25 protein-coding genes are annotated in these 25,318 nt (G+C 62.0%); 10 read left to right on the top strand and 15 right to left on the bottom strand.

Features of this window, described 5'->3' with window-relative positions:
- Window positions 1–11 precede the first annotated feature (11 nt).
- Entirely contained in the window at window positions 12–1,079 is a 1,068-nt protein-coding gene (locus R4P64_RS20315) for a C40 family peptidase (RefSeq protein WP_317822428.1), read from the bottom strand.
- A gap of 144 nt (window positions 1,080–1,223) precedes the next feature.
- Here R4P64_RS20315 and R4P64_RS20310 point away from each other — a divergent pair, with 144 nt between their 5' ends.
- Both R4P64_RS20310 and R4P64_RS20305 read left to right on the top strand, forming a co-directional pair.
- Window positions 1,224–1,523 (top strand): hypothetical protein, encoded by a 300-nt coding sequence (locus R4P64_RS20310; protein ID WP_239654783.1) that lies wholly within the window; start codon window positions 1,224–1,226, stop codon window positions 1,521–1,523.
- Window positions 1,520–2,317: an FAD:protein FMN transferase gene (locus tag R4P64_RS20305; RefSeq protein ID WP_287160062.1), complete on the top strand. Its 798-nt coding sequence runs from the start codon at window positions 1,520–1,522 to the stop codon at window positions 2,315–2,317. The genes R4P64_RS20310 and R4P64_RS20305 overlap by 4 nt, the downstream gene beginning before the upstream one ends.
- 53 nt (window positions 2,318–2,370) lie before the next feature.
- Here the strand turns inward: R4P64_RS20305 and R4P64_RS20300 are convergent, their stop codons facing one another.
- From R4P64_RS20300 to R4P64_RS20290, 3 genes are read right to left on the bottom strand one after another with little or no spacing between them, the layout of a single operon-like run.
- Window positions 2,371–3,543, bottom strand: coding sequence for a cystathionine gamma-synthase (locus tag R4P64_RS20300; protein ID WP_045069354.1), 1,173 nt, complete (start codon window positions 3,541–3,543; stop codon window positions 2,371–2,373).
- Between the two features lie 44 nt (window positions 3,544–3,587).
- A complete protein-coding gene (locus R4P64_RS20295) occupies window positions 3,588–4,142 on the bottom strand; it encodes a hypothetical protein (RefSeq protein WP_317822425.1) in 555 nt (184 codons plus the stop codon).
- A gap of 40 nt (window positions 4,143–4,182) precedes the next feature.
- On the bottom strand, window positions 4,183–5,568 hold the full coding sequence (locus R4P64_RS20290; protein ID WP_033234532.1) for a cystathionine beta-synthase: 1,386 nt from the start codon (window positions 5,566–5,568) through the stop codon (window positions 4,183–4,185).
- A gap of 71 nt (window positions 5,569–5,639) precedes the next feature.
- Here R4P64_RS20290 and R4P64_RS20285 point away from each other — a divergent pair, with 71 nt between their 5' ends.
- Together R4P64_RS20285 and R4P64_RS20280 are read left to right on the top strand one after the other, a co-directional pair.
- On the top strand, window positions 5,640–6,608 hold the full coding sequence (locus R4P64_RS20285; protein ID WP_045069350.1) for an SGNH/GDSL hydrolase family protein: 969 nt from the start codon (window positions 5,640–5,642) through the stop codon (window positions 6,606–6,608).
- 123 nt (window positions 6,609–6,731) lie between these two features.
- Window positions 6,732–7,949: an acetyl-CoA C-acetyltransferase gene (locus tag R4P64_RS20280; RefSeq protein ID WP_033234533.1), complete on the top strand. Its 1,218-nt coding sequence runs from the start codon at window positions 6,732–6,734 to the stop codon at window positions 7,947–7,949.
- A 51-nt stretch (window positions 7,950–8,000) separates the two neighbouring features.
- Here the strand turns inward: R4P64_RS20280 and R4P64_RS20275 are convergent, their stop codons facing one another.
- Window positions 8,001–8,744: an enoyl-CoA hydratase/isomerase family protein gene (locus tag R4P64_RS20275; protein ID WP_317822422.1), complete on the bottom strand. Its 744-nt coding sequence runs from the start codon at window positions 8,742–8,744 to the stop codon at window positions 8,001–8,003.
- 87 nt (window positions 8,745–8,831) lie between these two features.
- The gene (locus R4P64_RS20270; protein ID WP_317822420.1) at window positions 8,832–9,674 is read right to left on the bottom strand and encodes an SDR family oxidoreductase; all 843 of its coding nucleotides are present in this window, start codon (window positions 9,672–9,674) and stop codon (window positions 8,832–8,834) included.
- A 114-nt stretch (window positions 9,675–9,788) separates the two neighbouring features.
- On the opposite strand from R4P64_RS20270, the gene R4P64_RS20265 reads away from it, so the two are divergent.
- Window positions 9,789–10,016, top strand: coding sequence for a PLD nuclease N-terminal domain-containing protein (locus R4P64_RS20265; RefSeq protein ID WP_233364245.1), 228 nt, complete (start codon window positions 9,789–9,791; stop codon window positions 10,014–10,016).
- 55 nt (window positions 10,017–10,071) lie between these two features.
- Here R4P64_RS20265 and R4P64_RS20260 read toward each other — a convergent pair whose 3' ends face one another.
- The 7 genes from R4P64_RS20260 to R4P64_RS20230 all read right to left on the bottom strand — a co-directional run bounded on the left by R4P64_RS20260 (window position 10,072) and on the right by R4P64_RS20230 (window position 19,520).
- Complete coding sequence (locus R4P64_RS20260) at window positions 10,072–10,923, bottom strand: Bax inhibitor-1/YccA family membrane protein (protein ID WP_317540927.1); 852 nt, start codon at window positions 10,921–10,923, stop codon at window positions 10,072–10,074.
- Between the two features lie 174 nt (window positions 10,924–11,097).
- The gene (locus R4P64_RS20255) at window positions 11,098–12,231 is read right to left on the bottom strand and encodes a class I SAM-dependent methyltransferase (RefSeq protein ID WP_317822417.1); all 1,134 of its coding nucleotides are present in this window, start codon (window positions 12,229–12,231) and stop codon (window positions 11,098–11,100) included.
- A 57-nt stretch (window positions 12,232–12,288) separates the two neighbouring features.
- Complete coding sequence (locus R4P64_RS20250) at window positions 12,289–12,975, bottom strand: nitroreductase (protein ID WP_141486289.1); 687 nt, start codon at window positions 12,973–12,975, stop codon at window positions 12,289–12,291.
- Between the two features lie 53 nt (window positions 12,976–13,028).
- Window positions 13,029–13,934, bottom strand: coding sequence for a TIGR03619 family F420-dependent LLM class oxidoreductase (locus R4P64_RS20245; protein ID WP_317822416.1), 906 nt, complete (start codon window positions 13,932–13,934; stop codon window positions 13,029–13,031).
- Window positions 13,935–13,937: 3 nt separating this feature from the next.
- Entirely contained in the window at window positions 13,938–14,729 is a 792-nt protein-coding gene (locus R4P64_RS20240; protein WP_317822551.1) for an SDR family oxidoreductase, read from the bottom strand.
- A gap of 128 nt (window positions 14,730–14,857) precedes the next feature.
- Complete coding sequence (locus R4P64_RS20235) at window positions 14,858–17,221, bottom strand: putative bifunctional diguanylate cyclase/phosphodiesterase (protein WP_317822415.1); 2,364 nt, start codon at window positions 17,219–17,221, stop codon at window positions 14,858–14,860.
- Window positions 17,214–19,520, bottom strand: coding sequence for a putative bifunctional diguanylate cyclase/phosphodiesterase (locus tag R4P64_RS20230; protein ID WP_317822414.1), 2,307 nt, complete (start codon window positions 19,518–19,520; stop codon window positions 17,214–17,216). Before R4P64_RS20230 ends, R4P64_RS20235 begins: the two co-directional genes overlap by 8 nt.
- A gap of 416 nt (window positions 19,521–19,936) precedes the next feature.
- On the opposite strand from R4P64_RS20230, the gene R4P64_RS20225 reads away from it, so the two are divergent.
- Together R4P64_RS20225 and R4P64_RS20220 are read left to right on the top strand one after the other, a co-directional pair.
- Window positions 19,937–20,614, top strand: a complete 678-nt coding sequence (locus tag R4P64_RS20225) for a Tellurium resistance (protein WP_033234542.1) — start codon at window positions 19,937–19,939, stop codon at window positions 20,612–20,614.
- A gap of 210 nt (window positions 20,615–20,824) precedes the next feature.
- Window positions 20,825–21,103, top strand: a complete 279-nt coding sequence (locus R4P64_RS20220) for a hypothetical protein (protein WP_033234543.1) — start codon at window positions 20,825–20,827, stop codon at window positions 21,101–21,103.
- Between the two features lie 52 nt (window positions 21,104–21,155).
- On the opposite strand, the gene R4P64_RS20215 is transcribed toward R4P64_RS20220, so the two are convergent.
- On the bottom strand, window positions 21,156–21,863 hold the full coding sequence (locus tag R4P64_RS20215; RefSeq protein ID WP_317822410.1) for a metal-dependent transcriptional regulator: 708 nt from the start codon (window positions 21,861–21,863) through the stop codon (window positions 21,156–21,158).
- 104 nt (window positions 21,864–21,967) lie between these two features.
- Between R4P64_RS20215 and R4P64_RS20210 the strand changes: the two genes are divergently transcribed.
- Window positions 21,968–22,648: a response regulator transcription factor gene (locus R4P64_RS20210; RefSeq protein WP_045069336.1), complete on the top strand. Its 681-nt coding sequence runs from the start codon at window positions 21,968–21,970 to the stop codon at window positions 22,646–22,648.
- 56 nt (window positions 22,649–22,704) lie between these two features.
- Here R4P64_RS20210 and R4P64_RS20205 read toward each other — a convergent pair whose 3' ends face one another.
- Window positions 22,705–24,111, bottom strand: a complete 1,407-nt coding sequence (locus R4P64_RS20205; protein WP_317822408.1) for a HAMP domain-containing sensor histidine kinase — start codon at window positions 24,109–24,111, stop codon at window positions 22,705–22,707.
- A 137-nt stretch (window positions 24,112–24,248) separates the two neighbouring features.
- Between R4P64_RS20205 and R4P64_RS20200 the strand changes: the two genes are divergently transcribed.
- Both R4P64_RS20200 and R4P64_RS20195 read left to right on the top strand, forming a co-directional pair.
- The gene (locus R4P64_RS20200; RefSeq protein ID WP_317822406.1) at window positions 24,249–24,767 is read left to right on the top strand and encodes a hypothetical protein; all 519 of its coding nucleotides are present in this window, start codon (window positions 24,249–24,251) and stop codon (window positions 24,765–24,767) included.
- A 61-nt stretch (window positions 24,768–24,828) separates the two neighbouring features.
- The gene (locus R4P64_RS20195; protein WP_317822404.1) at window positions 24,829–25,176 is read left to right on the top strand and encodes a DUF3703 domain-containing protein; all 348 of its coding nucleotides are present in this window, start codon (window positions 24,829–24,831) and stop codon (window positions 25,174–25,176) included.
- The last annotated feature ends 142 nt before the right edge of the window (window positions 25,177–25,318 follow it).

Below are 25,318 nucleotides of genomic sequence, written 5' to 3'. Positions count from 1 at the left end.
TTTTTTCTTGCCTAGATCACTCGTCGCGCCTTCATACCGGCGAAGATCGGACCGACTTTCACTACGTCGCCGAAGGTCGGCGCATGCAGCATCTGCCCGTTTCCGACGTAGATCGCGACGTGTCCGGGGCCGCCTGCCTGCCAGTTTCCGAACAGCAGATCACCTGGTTGCGCTTGATCGAGGGGAATCTCGACGCCGACACCCCATTGGGTTTCCGACGTGCGTGGCAAAGTGATCCCGGTTGCGGCGTGGATGGCGTACGACGTCAGTCCCGAGCAGTCGAACCCGCCCATCGACGGACCGTTGATGTTTCCTCCGCCCCACACGTACGGCAGTCCGAGGAATTTCAGTCCGGCTTGGACTACACCGCCTACCGCGGCCGCAAGATTGTTGTAATTGAACGGCGCAAGCATCAGGGCAAAGGAATCCTGCAAGGACGTGACCTGCGCGACGAAGGGTGCCGCAGTCTGATCCTGCGGAACGCCGTGCGCTGCCCGCACTGCCTCGGGCCCGACGTCGTAGGCTGCCAGCGCCAGTTCGACGGTATCGCCCTGGACCTCCCCTGATTGCTGCCACGACTGGGCCTGCTTCACCAGTTCACACAGTCGGTAGCCGGACGTCATCACGGGGTCTGCGACACCGAAGATGTCCATCTTGCCGTCGCCGTCGCCGTCCTTGCCGTACGCCGTCCACGCTGCTGTGGTGAATCGGCCAGGTCCGCGCCCACCCTCGTCCGACACTTCTGCGCCGGGGCCGTATTGAAAGCCACTGCGCGTCGAATACAGAGATGCCACCACCGCCGGCGTGATCTCCGGGCAGATTGCGCCCGCTTTCTTGACCCACGGAGCAAATACCGCGACCGCGCCAACCGGCGCCAGAGCAGCACCGGGAAAATTGGACGGCACCGAGGGCACAAGCCCTTCCGGATTCTCTTGTGCTCGCACCGGCCCGCCCCAGGCCGCGAGTGAGATTTCCGCGGCGGGAGCTGCATTCGCCACTGCGGGCGTCCCCAGTGTTGCTCCTATCACCCCCAGTGCAGTACCGATCGACACAGTGATCGCCAGGACACTCACTGCCATCAAAAACCTCCGGTAACTGATCGATCCACGAGCCGGCCGAACCTGTCGGTGGCACCGCCTAGGGTTTCGAACATGCATTCGATATCCCCGGTGGCACACCAACCTGTAACCAATGTCTCATTTATCACGTCAGACGTTACCCAAATGACCACATACCCCAAGGCTTTTCTCAGGTTCGGCGGGCAGGCTGTGGACATGAGCGACGATCGGACACGGCCCACTCGGGCTCGCACCTCGGCATACCGACCCGTTCACCTCGCGCTTGCTGCGACGGCTGTTGCGGGCGCCATCGCAAGTGGTGGCTTATCCCTCGTTTCCAACCCCACCGACAGTTCCACCACGACGGCCATCTCCACCGACACCACCTCGAAGCATGCGGCCGCATCACGACTGGTCGTAGCCAGCGGGTTCGGAGTTCCGGACGCCGTCTCGAACGGTTCGTGAACGCACCACGCGCCGCAACCGAATGGCTCACCTGGGGCGTCCAGGCCCGCGTAGTCGTCACCGATCCCGGTGCCCTCGCCTCCGCCGCCAGTCTCGTGCGGGGTTATCTGAGCGCTGCCGACGCGGCCACCAATCGCGATCGCGCAGACTCCGAGATCCGCACATTCGGATCCGGCCCGGCTCTCGAGGTCGACGGCGCCCCCATAACGCCGATGTTTGCGCATTTCCTCACGGACGCACTCGCGATCGCGCGCCTCACCGACGGCAAACTCACCCCAACGGCAGGCTCGCGAGATCCACACTCCTGGTGGAAGATCCGCGTCGAGAGCAACCGGGTGTTCAGCCCGGCCGACGTTGTCCTCGATCTATCCGCCACTGCGCGCGCCAGTTCGGCTGACCATTGCGCCGCAACCACAGCCCAACTTCTCGGCTGCGGGGTTCTCGTTGCCTTGGGCGGAGACATAGCCGTGGCCGGACCGTCGCCGGAAGGCGGCTGGCAGATTCAGGTTCAAGATCTCCCGGGTGACCCCACGTGTCAGGTTGCCGTTCCTTCCGGGTGCGGCATCGCGACGGCCAGCACCGTCAAGCCGCTTGCCCGGGAATCGACGGCAACATCGATGTGGCGCACGGTATCGGTGATAGCCGAATCCTGTGCGGAGGCAGCAGCACTGAGCCGGGTAGCCGTAGGAATGAGCGGCTCCGCCATCGATTGGCTGCACAAGCTGGATCGCCCGGCCCGCCTGGTCGATCAGGAGTTCCGGGTCACCACCCTGGCGGGGTGGCCGGACGACTGACACTGTGCGCCTTTGTCAACCGCCCGCGGTTGACAAAGGCGCACAGCACAGAGTTACGCCAGCGCCTGCTCGATATCACCGACCAGGTCGGAGGCATCTTCGATACCAACCGACAGACGGACCAGGTCGTCGGGAACTTCGAGCGCCGAACCGGCCGTCGACGCGTGGGTCATAGCGCCCGGGAACTCGATGAGCGATTCGACGCCGCCGAGAGATTCTGCGAGCGTGAAGATTTCGGTGCGTGAGCACAAGTCGAGAGCAGCAGCCTTGCCACCCTTGAGCCGCACGGAGATCATGCCGCCGAATCGCCGCATCTGCTTGGCCGCAACCTTGTGCGACGGATGCGAGGCGAGACCCGGGTAGATGACGCTCGCGACGGCGGGGTGCCCGTCGAGCAGTTCGACAACCTTTTCGGCGTTGTCGCTGTGACGCTCCATCCGCAATGCCAGTGTCTTGATGCCGCGCAGCGTGAGGAAGGCGTCGAACGGACCGGGAACGCCGCCGGAACCGTTCTGCAGGAACGCGAAAGCGTGGTCGAGCTCTTCGTCGTCGCAGACCAGTGCGCCACCGACAACATCGGAGTGTCCACCGATGTACTTGGTAGTGGAGTGCAGAGCGATGTCGGCGCCCAACTGCAAGGGCTGCTGCAAGTACGGCGATGCAAAGGTGTTGTCCACCACGATCTTTGCATTGCCCTCGTGCGCAACCTCGGCCAGGAGTTCGATGTCACCGATGTTGAGCAATGGGTTCGTGGGTGTTTCCACCCACACCAGCTTGGTGTTGGGTCGCATCGCTGCGCGTACCGCGTCGACGTCCGAGACCGGAGCCGGGGTGTACTCGATGCCCCACTGTGTGAACACCTTGTCGATGAGTCGGAAGGTTCCGCCGTAAGCGTCGTCGGGGATGACGAGGTGGTCACCCGGGCGCAGAACGGATCGGAGGAGGCAGTCAGTGGCAGCCATGCCCGAGCTGAAAGCCCGACCGTAGCTACCTGATTCGAGTGCCGCCAGGTTCGCTTCGAGCGGTCGACGAGTGGGATTGCCCGTGCGCGCGTACTCGAATCCACTGCGCATCCCACCCACACCGTCTTGCGCGAAGGTCGAACTCGCGTAGATCGGAACGTTGACGGCACCGGTCAGCGGATCGGGCTCGTAGCCCGCGTGTACCGCTTTCGTGGAGAAACCCTGCCAGCTGATGTTGTCGGCCTTGCTGCGTTGCTCGCTCATGCCCACCAGACTAGTAGCCACCTCGCCGATGCAGGGCGGCTGTGTCAGTTCTCGACCAACTCCACGACTCTGATTGCCGCATCCAACGCGGCGGTCTCGGTGAGGTCGGGGCTGTACATCACCATGGTCATGTGTTCGGGTGAGAGAACAGTGATCGTCAGACCACCTTTGGCAACCGCACCCAAACTTCTCAGTCGCGGGTCCTGCAGGTCGTATCCACTTTGTGCCATCGTGTCGCGCGTACTCTGCGAGTTGGTCATCGTAAAGGACGTGATGGCGATGGACCTGCCGCCGTCCATCCAGATGCACCCGTTCGGCATGTCGTTGGGGGCGCCGTACGGTTCGACGATGTCACGGACTGCCGGCATGAGGGTCGAGCATTTCACCGAGCCTGAGAAGGCCGGAGCGAGCGATGCCGTCGGCCTAACCGTCGTCGGCGCCGTTTTGGTGGTAGTCGACTTCCCAGACGGGGCGCTAGTCGACACCGCTACCTTTGCCCCCGATGCTGCTTGCGGAGTGCCGGCAACCGTCGAACTACACGCCGTTGTCACCAGCACTGCCGCAAGAACACCGATATATCCGACGAGTTTGTCCCCCATGGGCGCTGACCCTACCTTCCGGGGGACAAACTCGGATGTCTCACGATCCGGCGCTGAGGAATCCCAAAAGGTCGTGGCGGGTGATGACACCGACGGGCTTACCGTCGTCGACGACCATGAGGGCGTCAGTATCGCCGAGTGCCTTGGTCGCGGCCGAGACCGGCTCGCCCGATCCGATGAGCGGGAACGGCGCACTCATGTGCTTTTCGACCGAATCGGCAAGTTGCGCACGGCCTTCGAAGACTGCGCTGAGCAGATCACGTTCGGTGACACTGCCGGCCACCTCACCTGCCATGACGGGCGGTTCGGCACCAACCACCGGCATCTGTGACACACCGTATTCACGCAGGATCTCGATGGCGTCACGCAAGGTTTCCGACGGGTGCGTGTGCACGAGATCGGGCAGTTCACCCGACTTTCCGCGCAGCACGTCGCCCACGGTGGGGACGTTTGCCTTGCCGTCGAGCGGAGTCCGCAGGAAGCCGTACGACGCCATCCACTGATCGTTGAAGATCTTGGACAGGTAGCCGCGGCCACCGTCGGGAAGGAGTACGACAACAAGTGCGTCGGGGCCTTCGCGCTTGGCGACCTCGAGTGCCGCGACGACAGCCATGCCGCACGATCCACCGACCAGCAGGCCTTCTTCACGGGCCAGACGACGCGTCATCTCGAAGGAGTCCGCATCCGACACGGCGATGATCTCGTCCGGAATGGACGGATCGTAAGCCGTGGGCCAGAAATCTTCGCCGACACCTTCGACCAGGTACGGACGACCCGTGCCGCCGGAGTAGACGGAACCTTCGGGGTCGACGCCGACAACCTTGACCTTGCCGCCCGACACCTCCTTGAGGTAGCGGCCGGTGCCGGTGATGGTTCCACCGGTGCCGACGCCGGCGACGAAGTGCGTGATCTTGCCGTCGGTGTCTGCCCAGATCTCGGGGCCGGTGGTCTCGTAGTGGCTTGCCGGTCCGCCCGGGTTGGAGTACTGGTTGGGCTTCCAGGCACCCGGGATCTCACGGGTGAGCCGATCGGAGACGCTGTAGTAACTGTTGGGGTGCTCGGGTGCGACGGCTGTGGGGCAGACGACTACCTCGGCTCCGTAAGCACGCAGAACGTTTCGCTTGTCTTCGCTGACCTTGTCGGGGCAGACGAACACGCACTTGTATCCGCGTTTCTGAGCGACGAGCGCCAAACCGATTCCGGTGTTGCCTGACGTCGGTTCGACGATGGTGCCGCCCGGCTTCAATTCTCCGGAGGCTTCCGCCGCGTCGATCATCTTGACGGCGATACGGTCCTTGGAGCTTCCGCCCGGGTTGAGGTATTCGACCTTGGCTGCCACAGTGCCGTAGTTCTCGCCCGTGACGGACGTGAGTTTGACGAGTGGGGTGTTGCCGATGAGGTCTACGACGTGTTCCGCGATGCGCATCGCTCCATGTTCCCAGATCCGGCGAATCGCTGCGCGTAGACGTCGGGCGAAGGTGCGGCGATCCGGCTAGATTGACCACTGTGAGTCGGACCGGAGTGAAAGCGTCGGTGGCCACAGTGGTGGCCGGGTCGAGCGCCGGCACGGCGACGTGGTTGGCGTACCAGTACCTGATGTCGCAGGCCGGTGCCGCACGCGGCTTGATCGGACGCAATGTCTCCAAACCACCCGAAGCGGACGGTGTGTATTCGCCGGGCATCGACGCACCGGAGCGGTGGTGGCGCGGCGTTCCGTTCGACCTCCATCTGATGATTTTCGGCGATTCGTCAGCCGCTGGTGTTGGCGCCGTGACGGCGGACGAGGTACCGGGGGTACGGATCGCAAAACTCCTCTCGGAGGAGACCGGGAAGCGAATCCGCCTGAGCACCAAGGCTATCGGCGGCGCCACGTCGCGCGGTTTGAGTGGCCAGGTCGACGCCATGTTCATTGCCGGGGCGGCGCCGGACGCGGCGGTGATCCTGATCGGCGCAAACGACGTGACTGCCAAGAACGCTATTCGAGCATCGGCCAGGCGTCTCGGTGACGCAGTACGGCGCTTGCGTGAGAGCGGCGCCGTCGTCGTGGTCGGCACGTGTCCCGATCTGGGGGTGGTCACCGCGATCCCACAACCGCTGCGAACCGTCGTACGCGAGTGGGGACATCGTCTGGCGGCAGCGCAGGCGTCGGCGACAAGAGCTGCGGGTGGGCATCCTGTTCCGCTGGCCGATCTGCTCGCAAAAGAATTCCTCGCTTCGCCTGACACGATGTTCTCGGCTGATCGGTTCCACCCGTCGGCGGCCGGCTACGAGCTCGCGGCCCGCCAGATCGTGCCGGTGCTCGCTGCGGCGTTAGGCGAATGGACTGGCGGACCACTCCCCGATCTCCCCCAGATCTCGGACGCCGCACAGGCACAGACGATGGCTGCCCGCGTATCCACTGCTCTGCACCGCGTTGGGTGGATCGGCCACCCGAAACCCGCAGTACAGGAGCTTGGCGACGACTGAGTGAGACTCCGTGCCCCTGTTTTCGGGTCGGCAACGTAAATTGGCAGTCGAAGCTGCATTCATCTTGCCCTGCTCGTCGCGCAGTCGTCTGCGCCGACCACGCAGTACACAAAAGGAGTTTTCATGCCCGAGGCAGTAATCGTCTCAGCAGTACGGTCGCCCATCGGCCGCGCAATGAAGGGTTCGCTCAAGGACATCCGCCCCGATGACCTCGCCACCCAGATGGTTGCAGCCGCGCTGGCGAAGATCCCCGAGCTCGATCCCACCGAGATCGACGACCTCATCATGGGTTGCGGTCAGCCTGCCGGACAGTCGGGCTTCAACATCGCCCGCGTCGTCGCAGTTCAGCTGGGCTACGACTTCCTCCCCGGCGTGACGGTCAACCGTTACTGCTCCTCGTCGCTGCAGACCACCCGGATGGCACTGCACGCCATCCGCGCAGGCGAGGGCGACGTCTTCATCTCCGCCGGCGTCGAGTCCGTCTCCAGCTTCGTCACGGGCAACGCAGACGGCCTGCCGAACACCAAGAACCCGCTCTTCGACGCAGCGCAGGCGCGTAGCGCCAAGCTCGCCGAAGGTGGAGTCGCCTGGACCGATCCTCGCGAAGAGGGACTGCTCCCCGACGTCTACCTGGGCATGGGCCAGACGGCAGAGAACGTTGCCTCCGCTACCGGCATCAGCCGCGAAGATCAGGACCGCTTCGCTGTTCGCAGCCAGAACCGCGCAGAGGAAGCCATCAACCGTGGCTTCTTCGAGCGTGAGATCACCCCGGTCACCCTCGCGGACGGCACCGTCGTCTCCAAGGATGACGGCCCGCGCGCCGGCACCACCTACGAAGGCATCAGCGGCCTCAAGCCCGTCTTCCGTCCCGACGGCACCGTCACCGCAGGCAACGCCTGCCCGCTCAATGACGGCGCTGCCGCTCTGGTGATCATGTCCGACACCAAGGCCAAGGCTCTGGGCCTGACGCCCCTCGCCCGCATCGTCTCCACCGGCGTCTCGGGTCTGTCCCCCGAGATCATGGGCCTCGGCCCGATCCAGGCCGTCAAGAACGCCCTGAAGTTCGCGGGCAAGTCGATTTCCGACATCGACTTGTTCGAGATCAACGAGGCTTTTGCGGTCCAGGTCATCGGATCTGCTCGTGAGCTCGGCATCGACGAGGACAAGCTCAACATCTCCGGCGGTGCACTGGCACTCGGCCACCCCTTCGGTATGACCGGTGCACGTATCACCAACACCCTGATCAACAACCTGCGCGAGCAGGACAAGACCTTCGGCGTCGAGACCATGTGTGTCGGCGGCGGACAGGGCATGGCAATGGTGATCGAGCGCCTCAGCTGATCTCCTGAGCACGTCGAAAACGGCCGCCCGGCTTCTGCCGGGCGGCCGTTTTCAGGTAGTCGTGAATTTCTGAGCAAAACTTCCCAACTCGCGGATCAGCTCGCGCGCGGCATCGTCTTCGCGTTGGACCGCCGCTCGGGCTTCCTCCGACCATCCTTGGCGCAGTAGCTTTTTCGCGGCCAGGACTGCGGGTCCGATATTGCCCGCGATCTGCGACGCAGCCTCCATCGCTCGGGGATGTAGCTGATCAGCCGGAACTGCCGCGACCGCAATGCCGATCTCGGCTGCTTCTTTTCCGCTCAGCCACCTGGCCGTCAACAGAAGTTCGGACGCACGTTGCGCGCCGATCACCTTGGGCAGCATCCAGCTACTTGCCGCCTCTGGCGCCGTTCCGAGTGATGTGAACGGGGCACGCAACCGAGCATCGTCGGCAACGTAGACGACGTCGCAGAAGAGCAGCATCGTCAGACCGATGCCGACAGCGGCGCCGTGCACGGCAGCGACGAGCGGCTTCGGGAACTCCACCAGCGCCACGATCAAAGGAGCAAATGCGTGTCCGAAATCAGCGGTGTCCGCCCCAGGTGCGGAGAGCGCGCGCAGGTCCACTCCGCTCGAAAACGCCTTGCCCGCACCCTCGATCACCACCACCGCGACGCTTGAATCTGCGGCCGCGTCGTCGAGCGCTTTGGTCAGAGCCCGGAAGCCTGCGGCATCAAAAGCGTTGAGTCGCTCCGGTTTGTTGAACGTCACTGTCCGTACGGATCCGTTGTCCGAAACGAGTACCGGTGTCGACATGGATATACGCACGCCTTTCATCTACGGGAAACCAAGCAACTGCTAGGTCCAAGCACCGTAACCCGGCCGCACCGACAAAAGAAGTTGTCAGGAGTCGTAGGACAGAGATTCCGAAAGGTCGCGGTTCGCATCGAGCTGGGCCGAAATGACGGCAAGGTTCTGCTCGACTCCGCTAATCGCGTCCGCGCCGGCGACGAATCGCAGCGGCAATGTCTCCGAGTCGGAAAGAGTAACGAGAGCTCGGGCGAGCTTCTTGGGGTCGCCGCCCTGCTGTCCGTTCATGCTCTTCCACGCCTCGATCGTCTGTGCAGTACGTTCCGCGTAGTCCTCGATCTCGAGCTCCGGCCAGATCGTGGACGAGCCTTCGACCAACAGTTCCGTCCGGAAGAATCCGGGCTCTACAGCCATCGTGCTGATGCCGTACGGCTCGAGATCGAAGCGCAGAGACTCCATCCACCCTTCGAGAGCGAACTTCGATGCGGCGTAGGCGGCGCAGAACTCCTGACCGATCAGACCGGCAGTGGACGTGATGGTGATGACCTGACCTCTGCGATGGCGCCGCATGACGGGGAGGACAGCACGAGTCACGTTGAGCGGGCCGAAAAAATTGGTTTCCATCTGCGCCCGGAACTGTTCAGGACTGATGTTCTCGAAGTAACCGGCGTAGAAATTTCCGGCGTTGTTGACCAACACGTCGATTCGACCGAATCGTTCGACCGCAGTCGCAGTTGCCGCCTGCGCCGCTTCGGTTGAGGTGATATCGAGAGCAACGGCGAGTAGCTCCTCATGTGCACCGATAGCCTTCTCGACCCGGTCCGCGTTTCGTCCCGTCGCGACGACCGAATGTCCGGCGGCGAGCGCGGCTTGGGCGATGTCGACACCCATTCCTCGACCAGCGCCGGTAATGAACCAAACCTTCTTTTCAGACATGACACACAGTCAAACTCGGTTTGTCCGAAGGAGGGAGACCCTGTCTATACGGTTAATGCCAGTGCCTCCCTGGACTCGTCTACGGGGACGGGAGCGGGAATGGAGGAGTACGACGTGAATGAAGAGACTCACAATCCGACGGTGCCGATCGGTTTCGACATCGCCTGGTCCGTGTTCATGCTCTTGTGGATCATTCTCACGGTGACTGCGGTGGTGTCCATCGTGAGGTCCGATGCCGATCCGGTCGCAAAAATCGGATGGTCTGCCCTCGCCGTCATCCTGCCCATCGTCGGCCCTGCGGCGTGGTTCTTCGCGAGCAGGCGTCGACAGAACGCGCTATGACAAACGAATGGCCTCCGCATCAACATTGCGGAGGCCATTCGATTTGTAGGAGTTGTCAGTCGCGACTGAAGTAGCTCAGCAGGCGCAGGATCTCGACGTACAGCCAGACCAAGGTGACGGTGAGGCCGAGAGCGACGCCCCAGGCTGCCTTCTCGGGAGCCTGAGCGCGGATCAGCTGATCAGCGGAATCGAAGTCGAGCAGGAAGCTGAAGGCTGCGATACCGATGCAGACGAGGCTGAAGATGATGGCGAAGGTGCCACCGTCGCGCAGGCCGAGACCGCCGTCGACAAAGAAGCTGGCGACGAGGTTACCCAGAGCCAGAACCACGACGCCGATCAGTGCGCCGATGATCATGCGAGTCAGACGCGGTGTCACGCGGATCGCGCCGGTCTTGTAGACCACGAGCATTCCGAAGAACACGCCGAACGTGCCGAGGACGGCCTGAGCGATCAGAGTCGGTCCTCCGACGCCGTTGAACTGCACGTCGGTGAACATGAACGACAATGCGCCGAGGAACAGACCTTCAGCGACGGCGTAGGCCAGCACGATGGCCGGGTTGTCCATCTTGCGGCCGAAGGTGGCAACCAGGACCAGCACAAGACCGACGATGCCGCCGCCGATAACCAACGGGCCTGCGAGGTCCGTGTTGTTGTTGACGAGGAAGTACGACAGCAGTGCCGACAACGACAGCACACCGAGGGTGATACCCGTCTTGGTGACGACGTCGTCAATTGTCATCGCCCGTGAGGTGGGCCCGGTCTGGTAAGGCTCGGCCGGAGCGTACTGCGGCTGACCGAACTGCTGGGTGACCTGCGAGGCGCCCGCCGTCGCAGATCCGAACGAGGCGTATCCGTTGCCCTCTTGCTTGGGCAGATTGCGGAACACCGGGTTGCTGGTGGTGCGCACCGTGATCATCCCTTCATCGTGGTGACCTGCGACGGGTGCGTCGCGGGTTCGCCGAACGGATCCGAGTTTCCGACCGGTCCGTGTACTTACAAAAGTAAAGCACTCGTAATTTACAACGTCGGAGCATTCGCCGTAGTTCCCGGCAGGTTTCCGGCGGGTCAACAGTTCCCGATACTAGGACGCTTTGATCGATCGCATGACGATGAACTTTGCATTCTTCGCCATCGCTTGACTCTCACCGACTGCTGCTTTCAACGGTTCCCGGTATCCCAGGTGGGCGTTGTGCACGGTCCATAGCTGCCCGCCCGGGCGCAGTACCCGACCTGCTGCCTCGAACAGCTTGAGTGCACCACCGGTATGAACGGCGGCACCGACGTGGAACGGCGGGTTCAGGAGGACAAGGTCGACGCTGGCGTCGGGCAGAGTGCTCATCGCGTCGTCACGCAGGCCGCGCACTCGATCTCCGACACCGTTGGCCGACGCCGTGGCGATCGACGACGCCACGGCCGCCGACGACTGGTCCGTGGCAACGACCTGCGCGTCTGCGAACTTCAGCGCGATCGCTGTCGCCAGAATGCCACTGCCACAGCCCAGGTCTACGACGTCGCGGGGCGTGATGTCGATCTTGCCCAGATTCTCGAGCAACAACCGGGTTCCGATGTCGAGACTCGCACCGGCAAACACCGCTCCGTGTGCAACCACGTCGAGACCGAATTCGTCGAGCCACTCGGTCATCGGGAACGTGACGGCGACGTCGGCCTTCGGCTCAGCGGCCCGCAGAACCCGGGACTTCTGCCGGCCTCGCGACGCGCTTACCGCCGAAAAGGACTCTGCGAGAACCTTGTTCATGGCCGGGGTGATGTGCTTGTCGCGCCCGCCTGCGAAGACGCGTACCTCTGGATCGGCGTGCAGCGCGATCAGCTGGCTGATCTCCCCCAGCTCGGCGAGGCTGCGCGGCAACTGCATGAGGACAACGCGAGCGCCGCGCAGCAGGGCTTCGCCCAGTCCGTGCGATGTGTAGCGCTCGGTGAATCCGAGTTCGCGGGCATTGTTCGTCAACGCCAGTTCGCCGGTGAGCGGGTCCTGGTAGACACGCACCTCGGACCGGCCGTGCTCGAGAACCGCTCCGGCCGTCAACGCTCCGTAGTGATCGCCGACAACAACTACCGATCCCGACGGCGCCGCCGCAAGGGCGTCGGCCGCCTCGTCGAGGATCAGCCGATCAGCCGCATCGACAGCAAATAGATTGGGTGCCTCGATGTCGGGAAAGCGGCGGAGTCGATCGAACATTTCGGGGGTGTCGGACATGCGGACCAGTCTCTCAGGTCCGCCTGCCCAACACTCAATCCCGCTCCGAGCAGGTGATCAGTTCGACATCCACTGCACGACGTTGTCGACGTCCTCGCGGGCTGTGCGGAACCCGTTCACGGGGTGTTCCGTGTCCGCGTATCCGAAGGAGATCGCGCACACGACCTTGCGGGTGTCGTCGATGCCGAAGTGCTCGTGGATGAACTTGGAGCAACCGGCAAGTGCCGCCTGCGGGATCGTCGCGACGCCAAGGCTTTGAGCAGCGAGGAGAAAGCTGTTGACGTAAAGCCCACAATCGACGGCCCCGTAGGTCCCCAATGCCTCGTCCGTGGTGATGATGGCGACGTGGGGAGCGCCGAAGAGTTCGAAGTTCTTCATGGTCTGCGCACCGGACCCGGCACGATCACCGTGTTCGATACCTACGCTCGAATACAGCGCCATCGCGCAATCGAACCGGCGCGACTTGTAGACACCCTGGTACTCACGCGGGAACTCGAAATCGGACTCCTGTGGATTGGCCATGACATAGGCGCCCAGACCGGCCCGGAACCTTTCGGTCCCCTCACCTTCCGTGATTGCCACCTGCCACGGCTGTGTGTTGCACCAGGACGGGGTCTTCTGCGCGAGCCGCAGGATCTCGTTGACGACCTCGCGAGGAACCTGACGATCCTCGTATGCCCGGCAACTGATTCGGGAGTCGAGGAGAGATTCCAGGCTCGACAAGGTGGCGGTGGTCTCGGTCATGTATGCGTCTCCTCGGGCTTGACCAGCGAGTATTTACTAGCGTTCGTTAGACACTACGTGGTTACGGATGTGAAGGCAGATGCCAGTTCCCCGAATACGGCCAACGCCTCGTCCGGGTTCGGGTCGAGCGCTCCCAGTGCCACCAGCACATCGGTCGCGCCGGCCTCGACAAGTTCTTCGGCCCCGAGCATCGTCGCATGTAGGTCGATCGATCCGTCCGACGCCCTGACAATCGTCAGACGTCCACGAATGTCCAGGGTCGACGCATCCCGTCCGAGATCCGCCATCGCCTTACGGATGAGCGCTCCACCCTCTCGCAGGTCGTCGTTGGTGGCGCCCATGATCGGAATCCACCCGTCACCCCAGGTTGCGACACGCCGCACGACGGCCTTCGACAACGAACCGGACACCCAGATCGGGATTCCAGTGGCCGGCCGAGGCGCGCAGTACACGTCGTCGAACTTCAGGCGGGGTGTGTCGATGCTCGCCGGTGCCGAAGTCCACAGTGCCCGGCAGATCGCCAATGCGTCGTCGAGAAGCGGTCCGCGCTTGCCGAAGTCCATGCCCGCAGCGTCGTATTCACGTTGCTGCCAGCCGGTTCCGACTCCGAGATCCAAGCGGCCCCGCGAGAGAAGGTCGATGGTCGCCGCGGTCTTGGCCAGCACGGCTCCCCCGCGCAACGCCGCGATCACGATGCCAGTGCCCAGTCGAATCGTTGTAGTCTGTCCGGCAACAAAAGCCAGCACGCTCAAGGGTTCGAGCCAATTCGCGTCCGGCTCGGTGGGAAACGCCGACCATGTGTATGCGGAGTTGTCCGAACCCATCACGACGTGATCGGTGACCAGGACTCGATCGAACCCGGCTGACTCCGCGCTTTGGCAGACCTGAACCAGTTTCCCGTAGGAATCCGCTGCCAACGTAGTGCCGAAGTTCGGAACGTTGAGACTCAAAGTTGTCATGGGTCAAGCCTTTCGGGGGCGGTTGGTCCAACCACCCTCTTCGGTGGGGAACCAACCGCCCGCGGCGTGGGAGCCACCGTCGACGTGGATGACGGTGCCGGTGATGTACCTTGCCAGATCTGATGCAAGAAACAGTGCCGGCCCGGCGATATCCACTGGTTGCCCCGGACCACCCAACGGTGCCCACTGCGGCCACTTGGCCCAGTCGTCGGCGGCCACGATCGACCGGTACGGCACCTGCACGGATTCGATGAGATCGGGCGCAATTGCGTTGACGCGCACGCCTGTTCTACCAATCTCGACGCCGAGGCTTCTGGTGAACTGCGTCAGCGCGGCCTTGTACGCCGAGTACACGGTGTGTCCCGGGATTGCCCGATGCGCTTCCACGGTGGTCAGATTCAGGATCGATCCGCCTGCGCCGCGTTCGATCATGCCGGGAAGCAGGGCATGTGTCAGGCGCAGAACCTGGTCGAAGTTGATATTGCCCATGTCCGACCAGAACGCCGGCGTCGTGGCTGAAAAGGTTTGCGGCGGTGCCAGAAAGTGGCCGACGTTGTTCACCAGAATGTCCGGTGCGAAGTCGATCAGCTCCTGCGGAATTTCGGCCCTGCGGACGTCGTAGGACAAACTCGCAACCGAACCACCTGCTGTGGAATCGAATTCGATGTCCGCGACAGGCTCGGTGTCGACGTCGACAACAAGCACCTGGGCGCCATGACTCGCATAGGCCCGTGCGATTGCGGCGCCGATGGCGTGCGCGCCACCCGTCACCACCGCCTTCTTGCCCACCAACATCGGCCCCGGGACAAACGCCGAATCGCTCACCACACATCACTCCGTCACTGTTCTCGCTCGGCAACTCGAGATGAGGCCGCTCCGGAATGCACCATCACACAAAGAGAAACCAAACGCGGCGCGCGTTCTCACTCAGCGGCAGAAGGCAATCTGTAATTCCGGCGAGACTCGATGAACGCGTCGACGTCCGCCGCCGGCATCGGGCGACCTTCCAGATAGCCCTGAACGACGCGGCAGCCACACTCGGTCACCACGGCTCTCTGACGATCGGTTTCGACGCCCTCGGCAACCGTTTCCAAGCCCATCGACTCGGCAATGTCGACAATGGCGCGAAATACCGCGGTTCTCGACTCCGCCGGATCCGCGTCCAATTGGCTCACAAAAGCTCGGTCGATCTTCAATCTGTCCACCGGCAGCAAGGACAGGCTCGCGACCGAGGAGTACCCGGTGCCGAAATCGTCCATGGCAATGGCAACACCCAACTCCGCGATCCGTAGCAGGACTTCTCGATCCGAGTCGTCGATGACCAGCGACTCGGTCACCTCGATCTCCAGTCGCTCCGCAGCCAAGCCTGTTTCGCGAAGAACTTCGCGAACGGATTCGACGTACCCCACGGAACGCAACTGCACCTGAGAAACATTCACTGCAATACGCACGTGGTCGGGCCACGTCGTCGCCAGCGCGGATGCGGTGCGCAAGACCTCTGCCCCGATAGGAACCATAAGCCCTGTTTCCTCCGCGACCGAGATGAAGTCAGCCGGTGAAACCACACCCGAGACGGGGTGGTTCCACCTCAATAACGCCTCGAATCCCACGACCGCTCCAGTAGCTGCCGACACCTGCGGTTGGTAGGCAAGTTCGAACTCGCCGTTCTGCACCGCCATTCGAAGATCCAGGAGTGCCCTGGCCCTACCGGTAGCGCGCTCACGCAGAGTCGAGTCGAACCGTCGAATCTGATTCCGACCACTCACCTTCGCGTGATAAAGCGCGAGGTCCGCGACAACGACCAAATCGTCGAGGTTTGCCGCATCATTCGGAAGTGAACCGTATCCAAGACTTCCCCGAACCCGAATCGAGTTGCCGGCGAGGTCGAATGGAACATCGATCGCATCGACGATCGACTGGAACCGCTCCTTGACTTCCTGCTCGTCGTCGATCCCGCTGAAAGCCACGGCAAATTCGTCCCCACCGAGTCGAGCACAGATTTCCGTCAGGCGCAGCACGGCGTTCAGCCGCGCCGCCACATCGACCAGCACGTTATCGCCGACGCGGTGCCCCCAGCGGTCGTTGATCGACTTGAAATTGTCGAGGTCGAGCATGGCCAGCCAGACATCGTCTCCGTCGGCGATCATCTTCGACAACCGCGCCGTGAACGTGTACCGATTCTGAAGTCCGGTGAGCGAATCCACCTCGGCAAGTTCGCGAATGTACTCCCGCTGCTGATGAACGCGCGTGATGTCGGAGCCGACGCCGCGCCAACCGCCGTCGGAAAGGCTGTCACTCCTACGATGCCCGGACATCGACCACCGTCGAGGTCGACCGCCGATCCACACGTCCAATTCGATGTCACGGAATGCGTCACCGTTGTCGAGGCGCTCGACAAGTGTGTCGAGCGCAATGCGTCCGGTCGCTGTTCTGTCGGCCCCGACGCCCTTCAGAATCTCGCTCATAGCCCGTCCACTGATCTCGGCGGCCGGCAATCCCAGACTCTCCGCAAAACGATGGGACACAGCCACCGCGATACCCTTGTCGTCGGTTTCCCACAGCCAGTCCTGCGCACCGTCTTCGAGATCGTTGAGTAGCAGTTCGACAAGATCGCGCTGATCCTCCGCGTTGAGTTCTGCGCGGAGGCGACGCTCGAAAACGTTTGCCAACACCAATGTTCCGCATTGGAGCGACACGAGATAGAGACCGAGCAATCCTAGTAGTACCCAACGCTCCGAACCTGGTTCAGTCCAGAATCCCCACGCCAGACCACCGCCGACAAATAAGATCCACACTGTCGTCAAACCCCGGAACATGACTACCGGAATGATCCCTACTACTATGCCTCCCAACAAGATTGCCGTCAGCGTCAATTCTTCGGCGGCTTCGAGAAGCGGGAAGAGAACTACCGCCGCCCACGCCAGCAGCGCCCCCCACACGAGTACCTGAACCGCCATGACGAAAAGGCCCGTGATCTCCCACGCGGGCTCGCGCGTCTTGAGCCGCGTCAACCAGAAAACGGTAAGCACGACATTGGTTGCAAGTATTAATGCCATCCACGTCCATCTGAACCAACCGGTTTCGACTGGCATGAAAGCAACGATAATGCTCAACGAACAAGCTGCGATGAGGAATGACAAGGGCATGACACGCGCGGAGTAGTGCAATCGGCGGACGAGGAGTCTTCGATCTTCGTAGTACGACGCGGGGTCGCCCGTCCACGACGGATCGATGAGATGAAGCACCGTGTGGAATGCCTGCTGCCTCATCCCTCTGCTCTCACTCATGGTGCACCGACAAGATCCGCATCAGATTCTCGAGCGTCATCGCCTCACCCGCGACACGACCCTGCACCGTCCGCACTTTCATGTCGGCCGCACCCGCGAATTGCTCCTCGCTGTCGACCCCCAGCATCACCGCCTCCAAACCCAACGACTCGACCAAGGTCACAACGGCGGCAAGAATCGGCCACTGCCCCGGAACGGTTCCCGAGAACGACCGATCGACGCGGACGCGAGTAAAAGGGAGATCCGACAGCGATGCAAGGGACGAGAATCCGGTTCCGAACTCGTCGACGGTCAACGAAACACCAAGCCCAGCCACCCCACGCATCCCAGCCTTCGCTCGATCCGAGATCGCCGATGATTCGGTGAGCTGCAACTCGATTCGACGAGCAAGAACACCCCATCTGTCGAGCGCGTCCGCAACATGGTCGACAAGCCCATCCGATTCGAGTTCGCGCCCAGAGACGCTGATTGCCAACCGGATATCACCCGGCATTTTCGACGCAGCGCTGCATGCCTTCTCGAACAGCATCGAGCCGACGGTCGACGACAGTCCGGCGTCGTCGACAACAACCATGAATTCGGTTGCCGGCACCATTCCCAGCCTCGCGTTGTTCCACGTCGCTTTGACCTCGACCGCGACTATCGAGCGCGAAGCCACGTCGAGCTGCGGCAGAAAGCGGAGCTCGATATCGTCGGGAGATACGCCATTTCCGATGTCTTCCAACAGATGTGCGCGTCTGGTCGCGGTCAGTTGCATCGAATGCTGATACTGGAGGATTGTTCCTCGCCCCGATTCTTTGGCTGCGTAGAGCGCAAGGTCCGCCGCCACCAGTAGCGCATCAGCGGTTTGTCCCCGATCAGCCGGAACGTGGAACCCTATGCTGCATCCGATATCCAACCGGTTACCGGACACCAAAACCGGTTCTCGGAGAATATCGACGTAACTCAGCAGATCCGTGTGCACGCTGTCGTGATCGTCAACCGTTCGGAACAAGATTGCGAACTCGTCACCGCCGAGACGCGCACACAGGTGTGCTGCTCCGCCTACCTCCACCAGGCGTGCTCCCACCTCTTTCAACACTTCGTCGCCTATCGAATGTCCCAGCGTGTCGTTCACCGATTTGAAGTTGTCGAGGTCCAGCATCGCAAGCGCGATCCGAGGTTTCCCTTGCTCCGAGTTACGCACGCTGCGTTCGAGTTCCAACCAGAAATTGTGTCGATTGGGCATCCCGGTCAGCGCGTCGATCAGACCCATGCGAACGATTTCGTCGCTCTGAATCTTCACATCGGTGACGTCCGAGCCGACGCCTCGCCAGACAAAATCGTCAGGTGCCAGTCCGGGGGTAGGCCGACCGGACAGTTTCCACCACCGTATGGCGTCACGTACCCGCACCGGAAGCATGACGTCGACAAACGCGTCCTTTGCGCTGCGAGCCTTCTCCAGTTCCAACAACGCGTCACGTCCGCCAGGTAGCTCGTATGACCCCAGCTCGGCAAAGAGTTGCTGCCATGACACACCTCGCACCGCAGCCGGATCGATCCCGGCGTCGAACGCGAGCCTGCTGGGAATCCGCAAGAACCGACCTTTGCTATCGGTCTCCCACACAAAATCCGCGGCATTGCCTTCGAAATCGTCGAGCAGCATTTGCGCAACAGTCCGCTCTGCCGCGGCGCTGAGTTCCGCTTTGTAGCGCCCTTCGATATGCCCCGATACCACGATCGTGCCGGCGATCAGCGCGGTTCCGTATACCAGGAGACTGATCAGAAGCCGTCCGAACTCCGGGCCTGGTTGCTGCCAGAACGCGATGCCGAGAATCACCGTACTCGACAGAATCCAGATGACACCTAGAGAACGCAGCACCGCCGTAGTCAGCGCACCCGCACCGATAATCGCCGCCATCGTGCCCGTCATCACCAGGTCGCCGGCGTCGTCGAGGATCGGGTACAACACAATCGCGAGCGCTGAGTAGAGGACACCCGCGGCGGCAAACTCGAATGCCAGGAAAATATAGGCAAGGTGCTCGGACTGCACGATCGCCCCTCGTCTGACGGCAACCCCTACATACGCGCCGACAAGGCCGACTACTCCTGCAGCAATCGGCCAGGCCCTGAGCAAAAGGCCGCCGTCCTCGGGAATGACGTACATCGACAATCCGAGTACAACCAGAAGGTGTACCGCTGCTGCCCAGGGCAACATCGTGAAGCTGACGGTGATCTGCCGGTTCCTGAGGTCACGCCGCTGCGCCGCTGTCAGTGCGCGCTGCTCGGCGAGCAGTGCCGAACGTGGTTCGAAACCCATCGAGCCCCCTCGCCCGTCGGACTCTGTGCGGACCGACCTACATGCAGCCTTGCACCAATCCGGCAATTATGCCGTAACAAGAATTCACCCATCGATACGGACGTCCAAGTGGCACTACGGTAGGAAACCACACGATTGCCCCAAAGTCAGCAAACCACGAGCGCCGTCATGGCAACATCATGTGAATCGACCGTGACATCGGCCGGACACCGGCCGTGACACCGGCCGTGACATCGGCCGGACACCGGCTAGGTTCCGCACTGGTCGAGGAGGCTCGGTTGATGTCCACACCGTCACCAAAATCGGACATCAGGAACAATGGGATCTGATCGACCATCACAACGGACAAAATTCGCAACTGATCGCGCACCAGGTTCCACGATCGAACTCTTCGGGTTCAGAGAAGGACAACTACGATGGCAATCGACTACACCCGGCGCCCCTCGGAATCCACACCCTCCACAGGCTCGGTCAATCTGAGCAAGATCACACTGACCAAAGCCGCACCGACGGTCAATCTCGCCAAGGCCGGCGAACGCCAGGGAAACATGCGTGTGAATCTCAACTGGTCACAAGGTGCCGCGCCGAAGAAAACGGGTTTCCTGGCCAAACTCGCCGGCGCAGGATCTGGTGCCGTCGATCTCGACCTCGGCTGTCTCTACGAACTCGCAGACGGTTCCAAAGGGGTTGTCCAGGCACTGGGCAACAGCTTCGGAGCATTGAATACCGCGCCGTTCATCATGTTGGACGGCGACGATCGCAGCGGTTCGAACACCGGCGGCGAGAACATGCACGTCAATCTCGCCGACCCGAGCGTCTTCCGACGGATTCTGATCTTCGCGATGATCTACGACGGCGCACCCAACTGGGCTGCCGTCGACGGCGTTGTCACCCTGGAGCCGACCACAGGACCCCAAGTGGAAGTTCGACTGGACTCTGCGAGCAATCAGGCTCGCATCTGCGCAATCGCCTTCATCCAGAGTTCTGGACAAGGCGTGAGTGTTACCCGGGAAGTGCAGTACATCAACGGCAGTCAGTCCGACCTCGACCGCGCCTACAGTTGGGGCATGCAGTGGTCTGCGGGCCGTAAATAGGCAGCGACGAGACCAATCAGGGTCTGCCACTATTGCGCAATTTGTCCATATTTGACTGTGGAATTGGCTAGGCTCGATTTCTGTGGGGTCAGACATGAGGGGTCAACTCGACACCGATAGTGGGTCGGCCGTGCTATGTGCTTAGCCTGGTCGGCGGTGGTGCCCCGATTCCCTCGAGATCGGGGCATCACCTAGCTCCGTCGCCACGTAATGCGCCGCAATTTCGCCATTTCACACGCGGTTTCGCGGCTCACCGGCACGGGTACCAGAGAAGAAGTTCTCCTCGAGCTTCTCAAGACTGAACTGGTGATCCGAATGTGGGTGAAGCGAACCGACACAGTGCTGATCGTCATCGTTGCCGTCATCCTCGGGATCATGGTGTGGATCTCGAGTTCTCACCTCGCCGCGTCGATCGGGGTCACCGTCGCCGCTGCCGCAACCTTCTGGATCGCCTGCGGATTCATCCACGGATTCCATTCCCCGAAATGACCTTCATCCCTGCCGTAAACGAATAGTCAAGTACCGCAATAATTCTGACCTGTCAGTTGAATGCCGATATATTCGAAGAAGTGGATGTGCAGTCGACATCAATGATGTGGGCCAGCTTCTTCGGGATTTCGATCTCATCAAGACCTCTGACGGCGTAGGACTTTCCACTCGGCTTGATCGTCACGCGGGCACCGGGAATGACGCCGGCGTTGACCAGGAACCTGATGAGTTCGGGATCGGACTGCGCATGTTCGGAAATGGACCTGACGACGCCGGCCACAGGCAGTGTCGATTCCGGAATGTCGGCCAGTTTTGTTGCTGCACCCGTTGATTCAACTGTAATTCCGAAGTGCTCCAGCCCCGGGATGGGGTTTCCCCACGGCGAAGTGGTCGGACCACCGAGGAGGTCGACAATGCGCCGCTCAGCCTCCTCGCTCATGACGTGTTGCAGGCGGCTGGCTTCCCCATGCACAAGTGTCGTTGGCATGTTGATGACGTCGGTGAGCAGTCGCTCGGCAAGTCGATGTTTGCGAGTCACCTCGATCGCACGGATGCTTCCCGGATCGGTAAGTTCAATGAGGTTATCGTCGGCAATCGAGACCAGACCGGCTCGTTTCATCCGTGTCACAGTGTGAAATACCGTCGCAGCGGCTTGGTGCATTCGTTCGATCAAGCGAGATTGCCGCACCGGGACACGATCCTCGTTGAGGTCGTAGATGGTGCGCAGATACATCTCAGTGGTGTTGACGATTTCCTTCACGCGGCCAGGTGCCTTTCCAAACAGAAGTCGTGCTTGCTCGAACGCAGTGGTGGTTCCGATACCGGACTTTGGTGGTGCCGGACCGGAGCAGGGATAGTAGAGCCGTGCGAATTCTTGTGGTGGACGACGACCGTAATGTCGCGGAAACTGTGCGCAGGATGCTGGTGACCGAAGGCTGGGTCGTGGACGTGGAACATGACGGCCGCGCTGGGCTGGAGAAGGCGACTACAGAGCATTTCGACGTCGTGATACTCGACATCATGATGCCTGCACTCAACGGGTACGAGGTGGTGCGCCAGCTGCGCCGCGACGGTGTGTGGACACCAGTATTGATGCTGACCGCCAAGGACGGAGAGTACGACCAGGCCGATGCCTTCGATTTCGGCGCCGACGACTATCTGACAAAGCCTTTCTCGTTTGTCGTGTTGATCGCGCGCTTGCGAGCTCTGGTGCGCCGCGGCGCACCGGAGCGGCCGGTGGTGCTGACTGCGGGTTCGCTGAGCGTCGATCCCACGTCTCACGTTGCCAAACGAGGAGATACCGAGTTGACCTTGGCACCAAGGGAATTCGGAATGCTCGAGTTCTTGATGCGCCACAAGGGCGAAGTCGTGACCAAAACCGAAATCCTCCAGTCCGTGTGGGATATCAACTACCGAGGCGACGAGAACGTCGTGGAGGTGTACGTCAGCTACCTGCGGCGACGGATCGATACCCCGTTCGGGTGCAAGTCGATCGAAACGATTCGTGGAGTCGGCTACCGGTTGGCAGCCGACGGCGGAGGCTAGTCGCTCCACGGTACCGATCGTGGAGGCTATTCGCTCCACGGCACCGATCGTGGAGGCTATTCGCTCCACGGTGGCACCGGGAGCGTGAATCCGACTGTGGCGCCGCCGTCGGGAGCATCTGCAACAGTGACGTTTCCGTGGTGGGCCCGCACGATTTCGTGGACAATCGCCAAACCGAGACCTGAACCCCCACTGCTACGTTCACGGACAGTGTCGAGACGGACAAAGCGTTGCAGTACTCGCGATTTATCGGCATCGGCAATCCCGGGCCCATTGTCGGACACGGTCACACTCACATGGCGCCGATCGGCGTCGACGGTTATCGCGAAGTCCAGACGGTCATGAGTGTGATGGGATGCGTTGTCCGCGATGTTACGCAAGGCACGAGCCAGTTTCTCGCCGTCACCTTGCACCCGCACCGCGCTGATCTTCGCGGTAATCGTATGCCGACCAAGCGCTTCGAGCCGTGCAACCTCGGCGCTGACCACCTCGTCGATGTCAACGTCGGCCAGCCGCAGCGGCACACCGCGTTCGTCGGCGCGTGCGAGGAACAACAGGTCGGAAACCATCCCTTGCAGCCGAAGTGCCTCAGGCATCATGACTGTCGCGACGGTCTCCGGGTCGATGGGCTGCTTCGTTGTCCGGGACAGATCAAGCAGACCCACCAATGTGGTCAACGGACTGTTGAGCTCGTGCGACGCGTCGTTCACGAAGCGCATCTGCTCGGCCCGGGCAGTGCCGATGCGTTCGAGCATTGCATTCATTGTGGTTGCCAGAGTGGCGATCTCGTCGCCGGTATCCGGTACAGGCACCCGCTGATCGAGGTCTCCACCGGTAATGTCGTCAACCTGTCTACGAATGTCGTCAACCGGTTTCAGGGTCCGGGCGACAAAGTAATGGGTCAAGACAGCTGTCCCGATCACGATGATCGGGATCACCACGGCGGCCAGCACAGCAACAAAGCGAAAAAGCGAATCGAGGCGACTCTCGGCCGCCCCGACCTCCACCGTGACCGCTTCGCCACCCGGGGCGAGTGCACCGACAAGTGCCCCGCGATACGCGGGACCGTCCGGGGTTGTCTGCAAACCGCTTTCCCGTCGTTCCTCGCCAGGCCGCAGCCCCGAGCCCAGCGGACCAACGGGATAGCGCTCCCCACTGAACACCACGTGCCCCGCGTCGTCCACCACCTGAATGATGTCGACGTACCGACTGTCAGTCAGCAACGACTCGTCGAGGCCCGCAAGCCCCTTCGACTCAATGACCGCCGCGATCTGCCTCGCACGGGCTGTAGTTGCCACGTCGGCTGATTGGCGCGACGACTGGTGCAGAGCGTAGAGCACTGCCCCTGCCGCAACAGTCAACGTAAGCGCAACCAACAACGTCGCCAGCACCGTCAGACGGGTACGCACAGGCCTGAGCCGCCGACGAATTCGGCCGGTCCACGCAGTGAGTGATGAGTGCACGAGTAAGACAGTAGACGCGCCATGCGCTCGATCCGTAGCGCAACTCAGCGTCCCCTAAGTATTGCTGGTCCAGGATGCATTCTGTGCGACTTGCCGTAGATGCTGTCGTCACCACACGAACCGAAGGGACACCATTCATGGCTACTCGTACCGGGCACCGCCTGGCCGTCGCCGGCACCATTGCCGGCCTGTCGGCACTCGCCCTCGTCGTCAACCCGGCAATCGGCTCCGCAGCGATTACCGGCGGCGCATCCGTGCATGCCAACGCCGGCGCAGGCACCATCACGACCTCGATCACCGGCCTCAACACCACCAAGGCTTTCGTCAAATGTGAGGGCACCGTTTACCGCGCCGACGCCACCATCCTCGACTCGACCACCAAGGTCGGCTCGAGCTACCTCGTCGTGGGCGACACCATGGTCGCCGGTCAGGTACTGACCAATGCCTCCGGCATCGGCACCTCTGCAGTCTTCCCCGACGGCGAGTACCAGGTCCGCACCAAGTGCAAGGAAGACGGCGACACCGAGTACCAGGATCCGATCGCATCGGTCCGCGTCACGGTCACCAGCACCACTCCGCCGGCTACCGGTTCACTTGACCCGGCGGCCCTGCTGCAGGGCCTGCTCAACGGCGTCTTGAGCCAGTTCGGCAGCTAGAGCATCTGATTGCATACGCGGCGCGAACACCACACAGTCGAATCCGAACGAAGGAACCCGCATGACAAGGATGCCCGAGCGTATTCGCGCCGCGTATAACGCCGAAATGTACGACGTCGGAACTACCAGCGACGACGCGCAGAAATGGATTCACCTCGAACAGGCGCACATCCTGGCTCAGCCGTACCCCTGGCCGCATACGCGTAATCACGTTGCAATGCTCACACTGGCACTGCGGCAACGCGATTGGCGCGAAGCGCGCGGACAGCTCGTGCGGATCGTGGTTGCGGCACCCGGTTCGGTCCTGGGCCGCTACCCCTCCGGCAACACTGGGCGCACTGCTGCTGGGCTCACGACACCGATGCCGATACCGGATCAGCTGGCGAACCTTCTCACCAATTCGGCTTAGCCGACCCACCACCGGATTCGGTGGCGACTCGAACTGGAATGGCCAACCCACGATGCGGGCGGAAACTGTGCGGACCATCGCGACTGCTCGACATCGATCCGTGCTACAGGGGCGCAGGACAGTCTTCTCGATGCCGGATACA

This window comes from Rhodococcus sp. IEGM 1366 (assembly GCF_033142425.1).
In the GTDB taxonomy this organism is placed as follows: domain Bacteria; phylum Actinomycetota; class Actinomycetes; order Mycobacteriales; family Mycobacteriaceae; genus Rhodococcus_F; species Rhodococcus_F globerula.
This window is presented reverse-complemented; position numbering and strand designations above follow the sequence as displayed.

Excerpts from the sequence above, each read along its gene's own strand:
- R4P64_RS20245 (WP_317822416.1), bottom strand. The coding sequence starts at position 13,934 with ATGACAACTTTGAGTCTCAACGTTCCGAACTTCGGCACTACGTTGGCA.
- R4P64_RS20290 (WP_033234532.1), bottom strand. The coding sequence starts at position 5,568 with ATGCGCATCGCGGAACACGTCGTAGACCTCATCGGCAACACCCCACTC.
- R4P64_RS20300 (WP_045069354.1), bottom strand. The coding sequence starts at position 3,543 with ATGAGCGAGCAACGCAGCAAGGCCGACAACATCAGCTGGCAGGGTTTC.
- R4P64_RS20220 (WP_033234543.1), top strand. The coding sequence starts at position 20,825 with ATGCGCCGCAATTTCGCCATTTCACACGCGGTTTCGCGGCTCACCGGC.
- R4P64_RS20200 (WP_317822406.1), top strand. The coding sequence starts at position 24,249 with ATGGCTACTCGTACCGGGCACCGCCTGGCCGTCGCCGGCACCATTGCC.
- R4P64_RS20255 (WP_317822417.1), bottom strand. The coding sequence starts at position 12,231 with ATGTCCGACACCCCCGAAATGTTCGATCGACTCCGCCGCTTTCCCGAC.
- R4P64_RS20195 (WP_317822404.1), top strand. The coding sequence starts at position 24,829 with ATGACAAGGATGCCCGAGCGTATTCGCGCCGCGTATAACGCCGAAATG.
- R4P64_RS20250 (WP_141486289.1), bottom strand. The coding sequence starts at position 12,975 with ATGACCGAGACCACCGCCACCTTGTCGAGCCTGGAATCTCTCCTCGAC.
- R4P64_RS20225 (WP_033234542.1), top strand. The coding sequence starts at position 19,937 with ATGGCAATCGACTACACCCGGCGCCCCTCGGAATCCACACCCTCCACA.
- R4P64_RS20235 (WP_317822415.1), bottom strand. The coding sequence starts at position 17,221 with ATGAGTGAGAGCAGAGGGATGAGGCAGCAGGCATTCCACACGGTGCTT.
- R4P64_RS20295 (WP_317822425.1), bottom strand. The coding sequence starts at position 4,142 with ATGGGGGACAAACTCGTCGGATATATCGGTGTTCTTGCGGCAGTGCTG.
- R4P64_RS20230 (WP_317822414.1), bottom strand. The coding sequence starts at position 19,520 with ATGGGTTTCGAACCACGTTCGGCACTGCTCGCCGAGCAGCGCGCACTG.
- R4P64_RS20270 (WP_317822420.1), bottom strand. The coding sequence starts at position 9,674 with ATGTCTGAAAAGAAGGTTTGGTTCATTACCGGCGCTGGTCGAGGAATG.
- R4P64_RS20275 (WP_317822422.1), bottom strand. The coding sequence starts at position 8,744 with ATGTCGACACCGGTACTCGTTTCGGACAACGGATCCGTACGGACAGTG.
- R4P64_RS20240 (WP_317822551.1), bottom strand. The coding sequence starts at position 14,729 with ATGTTGGTGGGCAAGAAGGCGGTGGTGACGGGTGGCGCGCACGCCATC.
- R4P64_RS20280 (WP_033234533.1), top strand. The coding sequence starts at position 6,732 with ATGCCCGAGGCAGTAATCGTCTCAGCAGTACGGTCGCCCATCGGCCGC.
- R4P64_RS20310 (WP_239654783.1), top strand. The coding sequence starts at position 1,224 with ATGACCACATACCCCAAGGCTTTTCTCAGGTTCGGCGGGCAGGCTGTG.
- R4P64_RS20315 (WP_317822428.1), bottom strand. The coding sequence starts at position 1,079 with ATGGCAGTGAGTGTCCTGGCGATCACTGTGTCGATCGGTACTGCACTG.